The organism is Gibbsiella dentisursi, from assembly GCF_039539505.1.
GTDB classification, from domain to species: Bacteria; Pseudomonadota; Gammaproteobacteria; order Enterobacterales; family Enterobacteriaceae; genus Gibbsiella; species Gibbsiella quercinecans.
The window spans coordinates 56,524-72,426 of record NZ_BAABDG010000002.1 but is presented as its reverse complement, the minus strand read 5'-3'; the positions used below and the strand labels follow the sequence as shown (position 1 = coordinate 72,426).

Annotated in this window: 17 protein-coding genes and 1 pseudogene; 12 read left to right on the top strand and 6 right to left on the bottom strand. The window is 48.1% G+C overall.

Annotation, left to right across the window (positions count from 1 at the left end):
- Positions 1-45 precede the first annotated feature (45 nt).
- A complete protein-coding gene (locus ABFX35_RS00725) occupies positions 46-441 on the bottom strand; it encodes a VOC family protein (protein WP_095845788.1) in 396 nt (131 codons plus the stop codon).
- Positions 442-674: 233 nt separating this feature from the next.
- Here ABFX35_RS00725 and ABFX35_RS00720 point away from each other — a divergent pair, with 233 nt between their 5' ends.
- Together ABFX35_RS00720 and ABFX35_RS00715 are read left to right on the top strand one after the other, a co-directional pair.
- Entirely contained in the window at positions 675-1,118 is a 444-nt protein-coding gene (locus ABFX35_RS00720) for a VOC family protein (RefSeq protein WP_346078594.1), read from the top strand.
- 826 nt (positions 1,119-1,944) lie between these two features.
- Positions 1,945-2,577, top strand: a complete 633-nt coding sequence (locus ABFX35_RS00715; protein ID WP_346078592.1) for an acyl-homoserine-lactone synthase — start codon at positions 1,945-1,947, stop codon at positions 2,575-2,577.
- Here the strand turns inward: ABFX35_RS00715 and ABFX35_RS00710 are convergent.
- From ABFX35_RS00710 to ABFX35_RS00700, 3 genes are all read right to left on the bottom strand, one after another.
- The gene (locus ABFX35_RS00710) at positions 2,549-3,298 is read right to left on the bottom strand and encodes a helix-turn-helix transcriptional regulator (protein ID WP_346078590.1); all 750 of its coding nucleotides are present in this window, start codon (positions 3,296-3,298) and stop codon (positions 2,549-2,551) included. The genes ABFX35_RS00715 and ABFX35_RS00710 overlap by 29 nt on opposite strands.
- 688 nt (positions 3,299-3,986) lie before the next feature.
- Positions 3,987-4,253, bottom strand: coding sequence for a hypothetical protein (locus ABFX35_RS00705; protein ID WP_121556009.1), 267 nt, complete (start codon positions 4,251-4,253; stop codon positions 3,987-3,989).
- The gene (locus ABFX35_RS00700; RefSeq protein ID WP_230472743.1) at positions 4,231-4,737 is read right to left on the bottom strand and encodes a DUF2778 domain-containing protein; all 507 of its coding nucleotides are present in this window, start codon (positions 4,735-4,737) and stop codon (positions 4,231-4,233) included. The genes ABFX35_RS00705 and ABFX35_RS00700 overlap by 23 nt, the downstream gene beginning before the upstream one ends.
- Positions 4,738-5,186: 449 nt before the next feature.
- On the opposite strand from ABFX35_RS00700, the gene ABFX35_RS00695 reads away from it, so the two are divergent.
- Positions 5,187-5,615, top strand: a complete 429-nt coding sequence (locus tag ABFX35_RS00695; protein WP_279029331.1) for a DUF3828 domain-containing protein — start codon at positions 5,187-5,189, stop codon at positions 5,613-5,615.
- A gap of 187 nt (positions 5,616-5,802) precedes the next feature.
- Here the strand turns inward: ABFX35_RS00695 and ABFX35_RS00690 are convergent, their stop codons facing one another.
- Positions 5,803-6,708, bottom strand: coding sequence for a LysR substrate-binding domain-containing protein (locus ABFX35_RS00690; protein WP_279029329.1), 906 nt, complete (start codon positions 6,706-6,708; stop codon positions 5,803-5,805).
- Between the two features lie 364 nt (positions 6,709-7,072).
- On the opposite strand from ABFX35_RS00690, the gene ABFX35_RS00685 reads away from it, so the two are divergent.
- The 6 genes and pseudogenes from ABFX35_RS00685 to ABFX35_RS00660 all read left to right on the top strand — a co-directional run.
- Positions 7,073-8,101: an ornithine cyclodeaminase family protein gene (locus tag ABFX35_RS00685; protein ID WP_346078586.1), complete on the top strand. Its 1,029-nt coding sequence runs from the start codon at positions 7,073-7,075 to the stop codon at positions 8,099-8,101.
- 291 nt (positions 8,102-8,392) lie between these two features.
- A complete protein-coding gene (locus tag ABFX35_RS00680) occupies positions 8,393-9,865 on the top strand; it encodes a YfcC family protein (protein WP_346078584.1) in 1,473 nt (490 codons plus the stop codon).
- Between the two features lie 260 nt (positions 9,866-10,125).
- Positions 10,126-10,854, top strand: coding sequence for an ABC transporter permease (locus ABFX35_RS00675; RefSeq protein WP_279028962.1), 729 nt, complete (start codon positions 10,126-10,128; stop codon positions 10,852-10,854).
- Complete coding sequence (locus tag ABFX35_RS00670) at positions 10,848-11,570, top strand: ABC transporter permease (protein ID WP_346078582.1); 723 nt, start codon at positions 10,848-10,850, stop codon at positions 11,568-11,570. Before ABFX35_RS00675 ends, ABFX35_RS00670 begins: the two co-directional genes overlap by 7 nt.
- Positions 11,571-11,663: 93 nt before the next feature.
- On the top strand, positions 11,664-12,503 hold the full coding sequence (locus tag ABFX35_RS00665) for a transporter substrate-binding domain-containing protein (protein WP_279028963.1): 840 nt from the start codon (positions 11,664-11,666) through the stop codon (positions 12,501-12,503).
- 209 nt (positions 12,504-12,712) lie between these two features.
- A pseudogene (locus tag ABFX35_RS00660) lies at positions 12,713-12,886 on the top strand (carboxymuconolactone decarboxylase family protein); the annotation flags it as partial.
- Here ABFX35_RS00660 and ABFX35_RS00655 read toward each other — a convergent pair.
- The gene (locus ABFX35_RS00655) at positions 12,858-13,352 is read right to left on the bottom strand and encodes a DUF2938 family protein (RefSeq protein ID WP_279028957.1); all 495 of its coding nucleotides are present in this window, start codon (positions 13,350-13,352) and stop codon (positions 12,858-12,860) included. The pseudogene ABFX35_RS00660 and the gene ABFX35_RS00655 sit on opposite strands and share 29 nt — an antisense overlap.
- 74 nt (positions 13,353-13,426) lie before the next feature.
- On the opposite strand from ABFX35_RS00655, the gene ABFX35_RS00650 reads away from it, so the two are divergent.
- From ABFX35_RS00650 to ABFX35_RS00640, 3 genes are all read left to right on the top strand, one after another.
- Positions 13,427-13,825 carry a helix-turn-helix domain-containing protein gene (locus ABFX35_RS00650; protein ID WP_095848950.1) on the top strand — a complete coding sequence of 133 codons (399 nt, stop codon included), beginning with the start codon at positions 13,427-13,429 and terminating at the stop codon, positions 13,823-13,825.
- A 468-nt stretch (positions 13,826-14,293) separates the two neighbouring features.
- On the top strand, positions 14,294-14,956 hold the full coding sequence (locus ABFX35_RS00645; RefSeq protein ID WP_346078579.1) for a DUF3313 domain-containing protein: 663 nt from the start codon (positions 14,294-14,296) through the stop codon (positions 14,954-14,956).
- 51 nt (positions 14,957-15,007) lie between these two features.
- Positions 15,008-15,760: a MipA/OmpV family protein gene (locus ABFX35_RS00640; protein WP_346078578.1), complete on the top strand. Its 753-nt coding sequence runs from the start codon at positions 15,008-15,010 to the stop codon at positions 15,758-15,760.
- The last annotated feature ends 143 nt before the right edge of the window (positions 15,761-15,903 follow it).

The following is a 15,903-nucleotide window of genomic DNA, read 5'->3' as shown; positions in this document are numbered from 1 at the left end:
GCCCCGGCGGCTATCTCTGCATGCGTGGCGTATTCAATAACAGGTTTAGGCATTCTGGTATAAATCCCAGCGGTTGCCATAGATATCTTCAAATACCACGACCATGCCATATTCTTCCTGACGGGGTTCTTCGCAAAAATGTACGCCGTTCGCTTTCATGGCGTGGTAATCACGCCAGAAATCATCCGTTTGCAGAAAGAGAAACACCCGGCCGCCGCACTGGTTGCCAATAAAAGCCTCTTGCCGCGGGTTGGATGCCCTGGCAAGCAGAAGATTACAGTCGCTTTCCGGGTTCGGCGTTACCACCACCCAACGTTTCCCCGGCTGCGGCGTATCTTCCACCAGCGTGAACCCCAGTTTATTGGTGTAGTAATCAATTGCCCGATCGTAATCATCGACAACGATAGCCACGTAGCCCATGCACCTTTTTTGCGTTCTCAATCATTCCCCCTTGTTTTCCAGAAACCTTGCCTGCATAGCCAGTTAAACATAACACCGATTCGAATAATCGCTATGCAGGATGATGGGCGGCAGCGCGGCTTGCCCGGCCACTTATATTGGGCGAGCATTCTTTTTGCAAAACCGGATTGCTATGAAATTTAACCGTTTGCCAGAGACACAAATCCAGGCGTGTTATTCTGCACACTGTTCCCCACAAATAAGGAGCAATACCGATGGAACCCCAATTACCTGATATCGGCGTTTTATTTGTAGCTGGCTTTGGGCCAATCACAACGGACAGCAAAAGCAGCCAAGCCCTGTACCTCAACCTGCTGGGGCTGCCGCTCAAGCCGTTAGCCGAAAACCCGGATTACCTGTTGGTTGAGGAAGGGGCGTTAGAGGGCATAAAGCATTTCGCACTCTGGCCATTGAACCAGGCGGCGCAATCCTGCTTTGGCCGTGATGATTGGCCTGATGATCTGCCCGTGCCGCAAGCATGGCTGGAATTCGACGTTGCCGATATTGCGATGGCGACCGAAAAATTAATCGCAACGGGCTATCATTTGCTGATCGCAAACCGCGAAGAACCCTGGGGGCAAAAGGTAACGCGTTTCCTTAGTCCAGAAGGGTTGTTAGTCGCCGTGAGTGAAACGCCCTGGTTACGCAACAAGGCGTAATGAAAAGCAGAAAAAACCGCCTGCCCCATTCCATCCATATTGGAATTATTTCCAATTATATAATTAATATTTTTGCTGAAGTGGCAGGCCCTGTATTTGTAAATAGGGCATAGCAAACGGTGTGAAGCCACCGGCAATGATTTGTCTTCATTTTTAGTGAATTTTTTGCGAAAATCCCGCGAGTTATGCTTTCCATATAGCCTGGCGTATTTGCTGCACGCATAACAACGTTAAAAAAGGCTTACTGAGGCAATATCACCAGTAAGGCCAAGTGGAGTTTCCGCTGGCCATACGATAATAGGGATGAACGACGAGTGTTATTCACAGTTTGCATGTTTGCCAAGAGCTCCCTGGTTTTGCTTATCGATGTACTGACGACCTATTCAGCGGGTAAAGACGCGATCAGAGCCTTTTCCAGGTTTTGGCTGTTTTTCGTTGCTGTCGCCTCATTCGCCGGGTTTATCGCAGATGTATTGTATAATTGGCTGCTAATGGGCTAATTAGCCGATTTAATGATTAAAAATCACGTAAATACAGCCCTTTCTTTTTCAATTTCTAAATCCATCTGTTTTTTCATGCATTTTACCTGACTGTTGTTACCCCTGCGGATTTAACCTCCCCGAGCCGGCCACTGGCGCAGAAGAACTTAAGCAGCAGCTTCCACCACATTCAAATAGTATTATGATGTAATAATATCAATAAGTTAAAAAATATGCGTATTTTCTCATCGCACAATCGTTTATTTTTCCAAAGGTAATCCTAGAATACTGACACGCAGCATGGAAAAATTACGCTAGGTTTCCGCGAATTAAAACAGGGTGATGGAATGCTTGAACTGTTTGACGTCAGCTATGAAGAGCTAAAAATTACACGATCAAATGAGCTTTACCGACTGAGAAAAAAAACTTTCAGTGACCGCCTGGGATGGGATGTGGTATGCAACCGCGATATGGAGTTTGATGAATTCGATAACCCCGCGACACGTTACATTCTCGGGCTATGTGAGGGGCAGTTAGTTTGCAGCGTGCGCTTTATCGGCCTTGAGCAGCCCAATATGATAACTCATACGTTCAACTCTTGCTTTGGCTCGGTATGCCTTCCCGATACGGGTATAGAATCAAGCCGCTTTTTTGTCGATAAAGAACGCACCCGGCAACTTCTCGGTGAGCGTTACCCCATCAGCCGGGCGTTATTTCTTGCCATGATCAATTGGGCACGCCATAACGCACATAGCGGCATTTACACCATTGTGAGCCGGGCGATGCTAACCATCCTGAAGCGTTCAGGATGGCGCTTCAGGCTACTGAAAGAGGGCTTCCTCAGCGAGCAAGAAAGCATCTATTTGGTATTTGTTCCCACGGAACAGCAAGATCAGGATCACATGGCCGCAGGGATCATCAGCGCGCTGGGCTGCCCTGCCCCATCCACCGTTACCTGGCCGCTGTCGCTGCCGAAGTAATCAGCTCCAATTCAACGCCCAGCCGGATGGCCTGCCGGGCGTTACTAACACCCAGTTTAATGACGACATTCCCCATGTGGTGCTTCACCGTACTGACGGAAATACCGAGGATAGCAGCCACCTCGCTATAGGTCTTCCCCATGCTGGCCCAGTACAGTACGTCACTCTCCCGTGGGGTAAAAATGGGTTTGCCTTCGATCGCCTTATCCTGCTGCCTGCCAGGTGAGACTGAATCGGCAAGGCGATACATTTGTTCATTAATATCAATTAATAACATCTGCATAGCCCCCCGTTCAGAAGACAGGCGCTGCTCCAGATTGTCGTCCCCTTTGCTGCCGATGAGGATAGACAACAGGGCCAGATTACCCATCTGATCGTGCAATACAAACGTATATCCATTAACAACATTGTACTTTTTGGAAAGGGAGAATATTTTTGTGAACTTCAGGTCTGACATTAGGGTGATGTTTTCATCCCAGACAAAGGGGGATACACGCTTGAAAGCGGTCAGTATCACCGGGTCAGTAAGCTGAAAATTGTTGGCGCGGTAGAGATTAAACCACTCATCAGGATAGCTGGAAATAATCAGGACATCTGACGGTTTTTTCTTGTTGACTACGGTGTAGGCGTATTCAGGGTTGCCCAGCAGGGACAGTTTCCTATCGATATAGCCCCGAAGTGTCTCCATAATTGCATGATTTTTACTGAAAACCGAAAACATAAAGGCTCCCTGACGGTCGTTTTTCCCGTTTAGCGTGCATGTATGCACTTAAGTACAGGTATTGATAGAACTTAAGTACAAGTTACGCGAGCAGTTCTACACCCTATAATAAACTCAGTTGTGTTGATGGCAAAAAAAACTGACCAATCAGGCCAGGCCGCTAATTCAGCCAACACCAGGGAAAATTTTCCGGCCAGACAGGGCATACAAAAAGTCACTGCTGGCCGGGCTTCTTACTTTAGCCCGTCTTAACAATACTATCAAACCCCGCTTTCCTGCTGCGGCTCACCTGACGCTATTGGGAACCTGACACAGGTTATCCTATCCTCTGCCGCCTGTTTATGATACTCATCGCTTGCCTGAAAACAGGAAAATGCGCCGCTGGCAAATTCAACGCTTCCCCCCGTTCTGACCAAGAGCAAACCAGGGCAAGAAGCGAATGAACCATTCAGTCACTAAGAGCCTATCCCTATAGGCATTATTAGCACAGCGCGTTTGGGCACAGACAACACGCATGCTGAACGGACGTTTGTCCGGCTTATCGGGCGAACATAGCAAGTAAAAACAGCCTTAATGGGATAGACGCTTAGCAACGTTAATTGAGTAAAAGATTATCAATTATGCCAGGACAAAAACGCTTTTGCGTTTTTGTCCTGCAACTCGAATTATTTTGGCTATATAAAGTGAATTAGCGTTGGATTTTTCTGAACAGAAAAAATATGACGATTGCGGCCAAAAGGGGAACACCAAACAACACCCACAACCCGGCAGGATCATACTCTCCATCAGCCATCGCCATACCGGTAGTGTTCAGGAAATCATCAACCCGATAAGACAGTTTCTCAAGCAACCGCCAAACAGGAGTGACAAAAAAGGCCACGGCCAAGCAGGCAAGATAGAGACCGATAAAAAAAAGTACCCGATGTATGCGATTACTTGATACGGCAGTTTTCATAGTCTGTTCTCCCTCTAACCGCAACCTGTCCATATGCCATAATCCCCGCCTTAACCTTCACCTTTTTGGTGCTTAAAAGAGCACGGCGCAATACCTCAAACTGGGACACGGTAGGGAATGTGATACATCCCCATGATTCCCCGCTACCGTCGGGGCGTAAGGGATGGATCCTAAAGCCCCCTCTATCGACACCATTGACAAAAACGTGATCGCTCATCGTTTCACTGTCGTAGAGGCCAAACCATGTACTGTGGTCAGTGCCATTTCGCCAATCCTTGATGGCACTTAATGCCTTATTAGCAAAGCTACCCGTTGGACGGTCTACAATCCAATAATTACCAGGGGGTAATGCCGCTTTATTTTTGAACGCACATTCAGCGATATTTGTTGTGGGGTTTTCACCAGAGAACACATCAAAAGTTCCCACGCCATAGCACAGCAATTTTACGGTTTTGCCGTCTGCGCTCCCCTTGTTATAGTCCATCTCACAGTGGATCATATTCAAAAACCATTTCTAAAGTTAAACTTTCCTTATCATAACGCTATCACGCCATCCTAAAAATAAGAATTGTCTGCTGCCTTACCGCCAAGCATCTGAATTCGGACGGGAGTAGCCATAAAGCCCGGTTGGTGATGTGACAGCATCCAGAGTGTACTAGTCAATGGTGCTATCAGAATATATAGGGGGAAATTCAGCCAATGCTGCGTAATTCCCTCTAGCCCGGATATTCCGTTCATTATGGGAACATATGCCGGCATAAAGCATATCGTTACAATCGCACCTTTGATTTCCTTATGTTTTTCAGGAAAGATCGCCACATCATACATGTAAAAAAAGGTTTCTTATGTGGGATGCCCACAGAGCGGCTATGTATCCCGGTTCTGGCTATAGGCGATTACATCCAGCTTATATAATTTACAGGCATGACTAATATGAAGAATTTACTTATTTCGCTTTTATTTGTTTCTCCAATCGCTCTGGCCTCTGCTGAAATGCCCCCGCCAGAACGTGCAGCGTTGAATTTTAACAAGTGGTACATCGGGCAGCTTGAAAAAGACGCATCCCCTTTAACTGATTTTACCTCGTTAAATAAATATGTTACTAGTGACACCATAAAGTCGTTAAAAAAGCTTTATGCCGGTGACAATAATGATAAGGACATGCCAGATTCAGATATGTTTATCAAGGCTCAGGATTATAATGACGACTGGAATCAAGTAAATGTCATTTCATCTGATTTTGATGCTGCATGTACCCATGTATATATTGCTTTCGGTGATAAAAAAGACCATATCATTGCAGACTGTATGGTACAGGAAAACAACAAATGGAAAATCAGGTCCGTAACGCTGATAAAGTAACGCTAGCATGGCATAGCCGCGCCAGCGGCTTTTTTCATGGGCAAGATTCAGTGGCTGGCGTTGAGCTTGAAGAAAGTATTTTTTCTGGCACTTAGTGGATTCCTTCATTACAAAGCCCCTGTTTTACTCATTGGATACAATAGCGGAACAGTCTTAGCTGAGAAAATTTAGCGGGTATAATTAATTTTTAAATCAACGCGGTTTCTTCCATAAGAAAATGCCAGAATGCTTCGGCAAATTCAGAGGCAAGATCGCCGTTCATATTCTCAGCCAATTTTATTTCTGTAAATCCGGCTTCAAGATAAGGTTTAAACGGCCTGATCGTTAACCCCCTGTCAGTAAATTCACGCGCAGAAAAGTAATCTGTCACCGTGATACCCGCTCCCTCAATGACCATAGAGCAGGCCGTATGGGATAAATACGTTTCAATCATTGAATTATTATTGATGCCGGCCAATTCAACACTGACGCGTTTGGAGAAGATTGAGCCTGGTTCCACGTCAATAATCGTCTCGCCGACTAAATCGTTACGGGTGATAAAAGGTTTCTCACACAGCGGATGATGTGAAGGTAAAGCCACCACGCCGGCGATAGAACGGTGGCGGCAAAGCATACCGCTGCGCTCAAACTGAAAATCCACATAGCCGAGCTCAACGTTGCCAGCGGCAACCCGTTCAATAACGGTGGGCGAAGGAAGCGCTTCCAGCGAAACATGCAAACCACCCCGGTTACGAACAAACCTTGCCAGAAAACGAGCCAGGATACCGTTAGCCAGTGCAGGCATAGCGACAATGCGTAGCGTCCCGGCAAAATTCCGGCCAATATCTTCCGCCACTTTGCCAATGCGGTCCAGGCCGGTAAACGCATTCTGCACTTCACGCATAAGCGTAAATGCTGCTGATGTGGGCACCAGGCGATTACCTTTTCGATCAAAAAGATGCAGTTTGGTGACGCGTTCAAAATCCGCAATAAGCCGACTTACCGCAGGTTGGGTAATAAACATCAACTCTGCTGCCGTTGTAATCTGGCCTGTCAGCATAACGGCGCGAAAGGCTTCAACTTGTCTGAGATTCAGACGATGTGACGGCTGCATAGTCTCTCCTCAAACCAGACATCAAAACCGTGACAGTTCAGCGCTCTCACTGGTGTATCGCCACCCTACCATTAATTATGCTTAAGATTCAATACATAAGGCCACAGTATAATATTTTGTTATGGTTAGCGGCGATTATTTTATTTTTTAGGCAGGTATATTTTATTGTATTACTTATCATATTGAATTTAAACGGCCATTTTATGGCATGAGCGTTATCCTTGAAATAATGTTTTAAACATAAAGCCAAACATTAAATAAAAATTTAAACACTTCACCTTCAAAAATGGTGCAAGCGTGCTTTTTATCCGGGCATGGCTGTTTTTACAATCTATTAATAAAATAATACAGGCAGGAGTCACTAATGACCAATAATAGCGGAAAAGTGCTTATTCTCAATGAAAAACAGGTAAAAGATGAACTGACGCCACAACTTGTTTTGGATCTGGTAGAAAAATCATTTGCTGAATACGCCAATGGGAATGCCGTTAACCCGGTGAAACTTCACCTTCCATTATATCCTCATCATGAAGGATATATTAACTCAATGCCATCTTATCTGACCAAAATGGAAATTGCCGGGGCTAAAGTCGTCAGTGTATTTAAACATAATATGAAAGAGCACTGTCTGCCGAGTACGATCGGGACAATTATTTTGCATAATACAGAAACCGGCGCACCTTATGCCATTATGGATGGTACGTATATCACAGCGGCGCGTACCGGTGCCGTAATTGGCGTGATGGCAAAATATCTGGCAAAACAAAACTCGAAAGTGTTTACGGTGGTTGGCGCCGGTGCGACGGGGTTATCTGCATTTATCATGATCAATGCCGCACTGAATGAAAGTATTACCGAAGTTCGTCTCGTTGATATTAGCCCTGATGCTCAAGCCAGGTTTTCCTCTTCGGCAAAAGAGATCTTCCCGGCTATTCGCTATGTCAACTACGATAGCATTCAGGAAGCCTGTACCGGCGCGGATATTATCGTTGCTGCTGCGACGGCATCAACGCCGCTCTATGATGATATCACCTTTGATAAGGGATCAACGTTATTGATGATCGAGGGGGACATGGATGATAAGTTCGCCAACAGATTTGATAGCTTTATTGTTGATTTTAAAGAGTGCTTCGTCGAGCGCGTCAATGTAACCAATACCTATCATGCCGAAGAAACCGGAGAACCCATTCAGTTGCTTTCAGAAGAGAGCGTGACGGCAGAAATTGGCGATGTGATTACAGGGAAAGCAACGGGTAGAAAATCCGATGAGGACATTATCGTCGTCGGTTCTATCGGTATGGGGATCCAGGATATCATCGTCGCTGATTACGCCTGCAAAAAGGCCCGTGAAAAAAATAAAGGCACGCTGGTTGATTTTTTTAATCTTCCCTGATGTATTTTTGGCTGCAACGTAATAACTATCCTGAATAATCAGAAGCCTGACAAAACCGCTACACTGATGTAGCCAGCCAAGAGGGAACCGTACGTACAGAGCGGCTACATACGGTGTGAATATATATGCAGGGATCAGCCCAGGGCCACAGATAAATTTTTACTGGCAGGTCAGCATTAAGTGAATGGCTAAAACTATCCATAATAGCCCGCTGTATTTCTATAGTGAGCGAAGGATGGGAGCGGCTCATTTATATAAGCCTGACCGAGCCATATTTTTCAAGGGAACACCATGAATCTCAAGTTGCCATCATCGTTTACTATACTTTTTTGGATTATCATCGCCATATCTGTGATGACGTGGATTATCCCTGCCGGTCATTACGATACGGTTGAAGGAACGGCGATATTAAAGGCCGGGACTTATCAAACTATAGCGAAAAACCCACAAGGATTATTTGAAATACTGATGTCGCCTGTTCGGGGTTTTTCTGTTTCACTGGGGGTTGTGTTATTTATTCTTATCATAGGTGGGTTTCTGGGCGTAATGGCGAAAACAGGTGCGTTAGATGCCGGCATCGCCAGTGTTGTAAAAAATTCGCAAGGGAATGCAAAAAAATTAATCCCTATTCTGTTTTTTATTTCGGCTGTTGGTGGCTCCACCTACGGTTTTGGCGAAGAAACCGTCGCTTTTATTCCATTAATTTTGCCGGTAATGATCGCCACTCGCCTTGATCCGCTGGCGGGAGTAGCAACCATTTTGCTGGGTTCGGAAATTGGTATACTTGCCTCAACCGTCAACCCTTTTGCCACTGGCGTGGCTTCGGCGGCAGCCAATATTTCCCTTGGGGAAGGCATATCCTGGCGTTTACTTATCTTTGTTTCTAATGTGACTATCGCTATTCTTTATCTTTACCGCTACGCACAGCGTGTGGAGAAAGATAAAAATAACTCTTTAATGATAAAAACATGGGATGACGATCAACAATATTGGAAAAAAGAAGCCGTCATTGAAGGCATGACGAAAACGCAAAAAGTGGCACTGATGCTGATGTGTTTAACCTTTATCATTATGATAGTGTCAATCATCCCATGGGATTCACTGAATAATAAATGGACTTTCTTCATTACCGGTAAGGCGTGGCTCAGTCACACTTTTTTTGGAAAAATCATGGGTGACGTCCCCGCCCTTGGCACTTGGTATTTTAATGAGTTATCCATGTTGTTTTTTGGCATGTCTATTATTATTGGCCTGGTTGCCCGGTTATCTGAAAAAGAGATTGTGGAAAGCTTTATCGCGGGCTCGAAAGACCTGTTGGGCGTGGCGTTGCTGGTGGCGCTGGCAAAAGGGATCCAGGTGGTGATGGATGGCGGGCATATTACCGCAACGATCCTGCACTGGGGGGAACAGGCGCTTACCGGGGTTTCGCCTGCGGTATTTGGTATTTTTGTTTACCTGTTTTACTTGCCTATGTATTTCTTTATCCCTTCCACATCCGGGCTTGCTGGCGCAACGATTGGTATCACCAGTGAATTATCCAGGTTTGCCGGCGTGGCACCCCATGTCGTTATCACGGCATTCCAGGCTGCATCCGGCTTGACCAGCATCATTACGCCAACCTCAGGGATCCTGATGGCGGGGCTTGCTGTCGGGCGAATTAACTTTGGCATCTGGTTGAAATTTGTTGCGAAGCTTGTCGCCATACTATTCGTGCTGGATATGCTCATCATCGCGATTGCAGCGCATGTCAGTGCATTTCCGTGAACGATGAGATACGGCCGCCAATGGGGCAAAACCACTATCACGCCAGGCAACAGCAGAGGCGGTTTGGAAAGTGCTCTTTTCGCCAACAGGCGAAGAGAAAGGGCACGTCGCGTGGTAGTAAACAGAATATTATTCATTTAATTCAGTATGTTATTTATAAGAATAACATTAGGTAATGCAAGATTATCGATATTTAATTTCCCAGAAAACATCCCTCATTGTAACACTGTTGACAAAACCAGCCTGTGGCAGAGGAGCGTATGTCCATAATAGAACTCTTTTATTTCGGTGATGGTGGCTGGGGGGCGCTTTTACTCAGCGCATTAGCAATGACCCTCTCTTTGGCTGTGGCGGGCATGCTGCTAGGAATGCTGGCAGGCATCGGCGGTGCTTATGCCGCATTATCGGGCGTGCCGGCTTTACGGCTGCTTGCCCGGATTTATACTACGCTGCTGCGAGGGATTCCTGATTTACTGGTCATTTATTTATTCTATTTCGGTTCATCCACGGTACTAACGGCCGTTAGCCGTTTCTTTGGTTCCGAAGGTTTTGTCGGCGTGCCAGAGTTTTTTATCGGCGTATGCGCGCTAGGGATCGTTGCCGGTGCCTATTTAACCGAAGTATTTCGTGGCGCGATTCAGGCAATTGATAAAGGTGAGATTGAGGCTGCACTTGCTTTTGGTATGACCATGATGCAGCGCACACGGCGTATTGTTCTGCCCCTTGCGGCCAAACATGCTTTGCCTGGCATGGTAAATATCTGGCAAATGGTTCTAAAAGATACGTCGCTGATATCCATTATTGGCTTGGTGGAACTGATGCGGCAGGCACAAATAGCCGGCGGCTCCACGCACAAATATTTTACCTTCTATATGGCGGCGGCAGTTATTTATCTGTTTGTTTCCTGGCTTTCAGGGCGTGTGTTTGCAAAAGCCGAACGCGTCACCATGCGTTCAGTGACTCGTGACGAGGAAGGTAAAGCATGCTGACGGAGCTAAATTTTTTTGCTGATATTTTCATGCGCCTTCTGGCCGGTGTGCCATTAACCATTCAACTGGCGGCAACGGCGATATGTGTTGGCGGTATTCTTGGCATGTGCCTGGTCTTTATGCGTATTTCAGGGCGTTATCTGCCGGATTTGATTGCCAGAGGGTATATCTCTATTTTTCGCGGAACGCCGCTGCTGGTTCAGATTTATTTAATTTATTACGGCCTGAGCCAATTCCCGGAGGTACGTTCCAGTTTTTTGTGGCCGTTTTTACGCCAACCGTGGTGGTGTGCCGTGCTTGCGCTTTCACTCAATACTGCTGCCTATGTTGCAGAAATTGTTCGGGGATCGATGATTACCGTTGCCAAAGGGCAAATTGAGGCAGCGCTCGCCTATGGTATGAAGACCTCCTTGATATACCGGCGGATCATTCTCCCGCAGGCGTTTGTACGCATGCTGCCCGCCTATGGGAATGAAATCATTCTGATGATTAAGGCAACGTCACTGGCTTCTACCATCACGATTATGGAGGTCACCGGTATTGCTGCACAAACCATATCAGAAACCTATCGCCCGATAGAAGTGTTTGCCGTTGCCGGGATGATTTACCTTTTCCTGAACTTTTCTGCTGTATTTGTTATCCGGCAAGCAGAGCAGCGCCTGTCGCCGCAAAATTCATTCGACCGCAATGTTCAAAACGCAAGAGACTATTTCTGACGTTGGTATATGCAGGCCAAATTTAAATATGCTGTTATTTCCACCAGACCATAAATTAATTATTCCTCACGACACCGGAGATCGTTATTGACCATGAAATTTCATACCGTTTTTCTTCTTACATCAGTGGCTATTTCGTTTGCTTCCCCCGCATATTCACAGGATAACATTCGCTTTGCGACAGAGTCGTCTTTTGCTCCGTGGAGCTTTACCAATGCAAATGGGAAATTAGACGGTTTTGAAATCGATCTCACGCATGAACTTTGTTCTCAGATCAAGGCTAATTGCCAAATTTATTCTCAGAGCTGGGACGGTATTATTCCTTCGCTGACAACGGGAAAATATGATGCGATCATTGCAGCGATGAGCATTACACCCAAGCGCCAGGCCGTCATTGGTTTTTCCACACCTTATGCCGTTGCGGTAAACACGTTTATGACGGTCAACGGCGGCGGGCTGGATACGCTGGCAGGCAACGGTAAAACCCTGCCTCTTGATGCAGACAAAACCCGGGCGGACGAGGTTATTGCTGCACTGAATGATCAACTTAAAGGCAAAATTGTTGGCGTTCAGACCTCAACCACCGCCTCGGCATTTTTAGCTGAACACTTTAAGGGGGTTGAAGTCAGGGAATACAAAACGATGGACGAAGCCAGCCTCGATCTGTCTGCCGGCCGTATTGATGCCATTCTGGCGAATGTTACGGTGCTGCAGGCAGCGATAAAGGCCGGCCAAACGGAAGGGGCTCACCTTACCGGGCCGCTATTCTCAGGAAAAGCATTTGGTGAAATTGCGATTGGTTTACGAAAAGATGACCCCGCGCTGAAAACCAGGCTTGATGCGGGGCTTAAAGCGCTCAGTGCTGACGGCCGGCTTAAAGCGCTCAGCGAAAAATGGTTCGGCTTCGATATCTCACCAAATGGCGGGCAGTGATAACCGGATGGAACAACCGGGCACAAGGTTGGCCTGTGCCCGGTGCTTTGGCGCTAATCAGCTCGACTCATCACATTCTGCCAGTGCCGCCCTCAGGCGCTGAACCGATGCCGCCGCCTGTTCTTTCGTTGTGAAACCAGTAAACCCCATCAGCAAACCGCCCTGCGGCGCCCTTCGCATCCGCCAGTTGCTCAAAGCCCGGCACGCAGTTCAGCGAACGCGAGCGCGCAGCGCTGGCCTGGACGGAATCGCTGACAGACGTGGCCACCAGCCACGCGCCCGATAATGATTTTGCAGCGCTCAAGGCGTATTTCAGCGAGGCAGAAATTGCCGACCGCTGCTCCTGCATCTGCGCTATAAAGAAAAAATCACGATCGCCTTAGCGGTAATATAAAGTCCGATACCATATGCCAAATGCGTTAAAACACTCATCAAGCGTGCTCGCCCTGGCCGTGGCGTTTTGGCGGCCGCAATGCCAAAACCGAGTGCGGGTTGCATAATTAAAAACGGAGCGAACAAGCTCAGCAGCCCTGCCAGCAGGCCGGTTATGAGCGTAGGATGCCAGAACCAGTCAGCGCCACGTAGCCCAAGGGGAATGCCGGCGAAAACCACCCCGGTTAAATAATGCATTGCCCAACCAACCGCACCTTCTGCACATCTTGCCGGTGCCGAAGCAATAGCGGCATGCCGAAAGCGCCCCCTCGGCATCCATAAAATCCAGCGGCCGACCCACGCATAGTTCAGCGCTGGAATACACAACACGTGCTTCTGAAACAGTGTCCAAATATCCATAATCAGGGTTGCGCCGATCCCCGTTATAACCATGCTAAAAATGAGTTCAGTACCCATATGCTATTTCTCATTTATCTGTAAATGTTAAACTGGCGGTCATTGTGCAACTTGAAGTCAGGTTTAAGTCAAAGATGAAAGAACTGGATATTGGGCAAGTCGCAAAACTCTCCGGCGTAGTGCCTTCAACGCTGCGTTTTTATGAGAAAAAAGGGCTTATTCGATCTGTTGGCCGTAACGGCTTGAGAAGGCAGTACCATGAAGATGTGCTGATTAAATTGCAGTTAATAACATTAGGTCAGGTTGCAGGGTTCACCCTTGATGAAATGGCCGCGATGTTCGGGCCGCAGGATAAGCTGACTATCGACCGGGAAAAATTGCATAGCCGGGCACTGGAGATCGATAACACCATTCGCAAACTCCGGCTGTTAAGCCATGGTCTGAAACATGCCGCTAACTGTACGGAACAAGAGCATACCCAGTGCGCAGAATTCAAGAAGATTGTCGCCCGGGGGCTACGCCTGGCTAACTAGCTATTAAGCCTGGCAAATCGCTATCAAAGCGCTAGAAAAATCCGCAGAAACAGGGCGCTGACGCCAAGCCGCAGAATCGGAGATGGATCGGGAAAATCCCCATCCACACATCAACGAAGGCCGCGTTATCATTATCCGCCAGCAACAGGCGGATCCTCCTCGGCTGTCGTCACCGCGTATCCCACTAGCCCAGCACTAACGCCCCACCAGCACAACATCCCTTTCCCGTTCTTAAGGCCATTCCCCCCGAAGCCAAACACGAAAGTAAATACGAAACATTTTGTTGACAACGTAATGAGAGTAATTAAAACTAGCCCGTACAGTTATAATGCATTGTCTTCAAGGTCGTCACGCTTTGCCTGGCGGCCTTTTTAAGGATAAACGCAGCGCCCTGTCCATCAGACAGGGCGGCGTTGAATGCCAAAAACAATCGTGTAACGACTCCCTAAACACTACAGGACATTTGAGATGATGACGTTATCCCGGGCTGCAAGCCCCATGTTGTTAAGCCTTGCCATCCTGATTACCGGCTGCTCCAGTAATCCGCCCGTCCGCTATACCGGTATCGACTCGGCGGCTAAGCTGACGCCTAATACCGGCGATAACGCCGATCGTATTCCCTATCGCTACGCCCCTCAGGTGGACTGGCAGAAATACAACAGCATCATTATCGATCCGGTCATCCTCTATCACGGGGCGGATAACCAGTTCGGCGATATGGCGCCAGCAGACCGCCAGCAGCTCGCCAGCTACATGCAGAAAAAGTTTGCCGAAGAATTGCGCCCACGCTTTCGCGAAGTATCCGCCCCCGCGCCGGGCACTCTGCGCCTGAAGCTGACCCTCACCGGGGCCGATACCACCACCCAGGTTGTCGGCACGGTAACCAAATTCGATCTGGCCGGCGGCCCCTATAACATCGTACAGTCAATCCGCGGTGGTCAGGGGATGTTCAGTGGTTCAGTAAATTATGCCGTTGAAGTTTACGATGCAGCGACCAACACCCTGCTGCATGCCTATGTCGCCAAACAGTATCCGAACGCCATGAATGTCTCCGCCAGCGTCGGCTCGCTTAGCGCGGCCGAAGTGGGGATCGACAAAGGTGCTGAAGAACTTGCCGGGATATTGAAATAGCCCCCGAGCGGGGGCTGCAATTCACTCATTCAAGCGTAAAGAGATAACATCATGAAAAGCCTTTCTGTTCGGAAATGTCATGCGTTGCTGTTACTTCCCGTGCTCGGTTCCGCACCGGCGCTGGCCGATGGCCTGGCGCTGGGGCTTTCCGCCGGGGCGGCCCAAAGCCCGTATCGTGAAACGGATCCCACCGTATTTCCTTTCCCATTGATCAGCTATGACAGCGACTATCTGTTTTTTCAGGGTATCAAAGGCGGTGTGCATCTGTGGAAGGATGATGTCAATCAGCTTGATGTCTTTGCCGCTTATGACCCACGCCAGTTCAGGCCGAAAGACAGTGACGATCGCCGCATGAAGCTGCTGGATCGGCGTGACTCCACCGCCGTTGCCGGCGTGGAATATACCCTGCGTACCGATTTCGGCCATTTCAACGCTTCGGTGGCCGGCGATGTCCTCGACAACAGCGATGGCATTTCCGCCAATGCCGCCTATCTGTACCCGATAACGCTCAACGATTGGGAACTGGTGCCTAAAGTGGGCGTGCGCTGGGACAGCAAAGACCAGAACAAATATTACTTTGGCGTTAGCCAGCGTGAATCGCAGCGCAGCGGGCTGGCCGCGTATGACCCGCAAGACAGCTTCACGCCGTATGCCGAGCTGGCGGTGCGTTACCACGTGACACCGGCGTGGACCACCTTTGTCTCTGCCCGTTATGAAGCGCTGCCGGACGAAGTGAAAAACAGCCCAATGGTCGATAAAGACGGTGTGGGCCTGGTTTCCGCCGGCTTCAGCTACAAGTTCTAATCAGCCATGTTGCGGGCAAAGCGGAGATTATCCCCCCGCTGGCCCGATGATAAAACGCCACACCAGGGCAAGCCGATGACTGAATGTCATCATTAAACCACAGCGGCAGACCGGTTCTTTGAACCGGCTGCGCTTTTATCGTC

Excerpts from the sequence above, each read along its gene's own strand:
- ABFX35_RS00685 (WP_346078586.1), top strand. The coding sequence starts at position 7,073 with ATGACCAATAATAGCGGAAAAGTGCTTATTCTCAATGAAAAACAGGTA.
- ABFX35_RS00675 (WP_279028962.1), top strand. The coding sequence starts at position 10,126 with ATGTCCATAATAGAACTCTTTTATTTCGGTGATGGTGGCTGGGGGGCG.
- ABFX35_RS00690 (WP_279029329.1), bottom strand. The coding sequence starts at position 6,708 with ATGCAGCCGTCACATCGTCTGAATCTCAGACAAGTTGAAGCCTTTCGC.
- ABFX35_RS00665 (WP_279028963.1), top strand. The coding sequence starts at position 11,664 with ATGAAATTTCATACCGTTTTTCTTCTTACATCAGTGGCTATTTCGTTT.
- ABFX35_RS00645 (WP_346078579.1), top strand. The coding sequence starts at position 14,294 with ATGATGACGTTATCCCGGGCTGCAAGCCCCATGTTGTTAAGCCTTGCC.
- ABFX35_RS00680 (WP_346078584.1), top strand. The coding sequence starts at position 8,393 with ATGAATCTCAAGTTGCCATCATCGTTTACTATACTTTTTTGGATTATC.
- ABFX35_RS00655 (WP_279028957.1), bottom strand. The coding sequence starts at position 13,352 with ATGGGTACTGAACTCATTTTTAGCATGGTTATAACGGGGATCGGCGCA.
- ABFX35_RS00705 (WP_121556009.1), bottom strand. The coding sequence starts at position 4,253 with ATGAAAACTGCCGTATCAAGTAATCGCATACATCGGGTACTTTTTTTT.
- ABFX35_RS00720 (WP_346078594.1), top strand. The coding sequence starts at position 675 with ATGGAACCCCAATTACCTGATATCGGCGTTTTATTTGTAGCTGGCTTT.
- ABFX35_RS00700 (WP_230472743.1), bottom strand. The coding sequence starts at position 4,737 with ATGGACTATAACAAGGGGAGCGCAGACGGCAAAACCGTAAAATTGCTG.
- ABFX35_RS00650 (WP_095848950.1), top strand. The coding sequence starts at position 13,427 with ATGAAAGAACTGGATATTGGGCAAGTCGCAAAACTCTCCGGCGTAGTG.
- ABFX35_RS00695 (WP_279029331.1), top strand. The coding sequence starts at position 5,187 with ATGAAGAATTTACTTATTTCGCTTTTATTTGTTTCTCCAATCGCTCTG.
- ABFX35_RS00710 (WP_346078590.1), bottom strand. The coding sequence starts at position 3,298 with ATGTTTTCGGTTTTCAGTAAAAATCATGCAATTATGGAGACACTTCGG.
- ABFX35_RS00670 (WP_346078582.1), top strand. The coding sequence starts at position 10,848 with ATGCTGACGGAGCTAAATTTTTTTGCTGATATTTTCATGCGCCTTCTG.
- ABFX35_RS00715 (WP_346078592.1), top strand. The coding sequence starts at position 1,945 with ATGCTTGAACTGTTTGACGTCAGCTATGAAGAGCTAAAAATTACACGA.
- ABFX35_RS00640 (WP_346078578.1), top strand. The coding sequence starts at position 15,008 with ATGAAAAGCCTTTCTGTTCGGAAATGTCATGCGTTGCTGTTACTTCCC.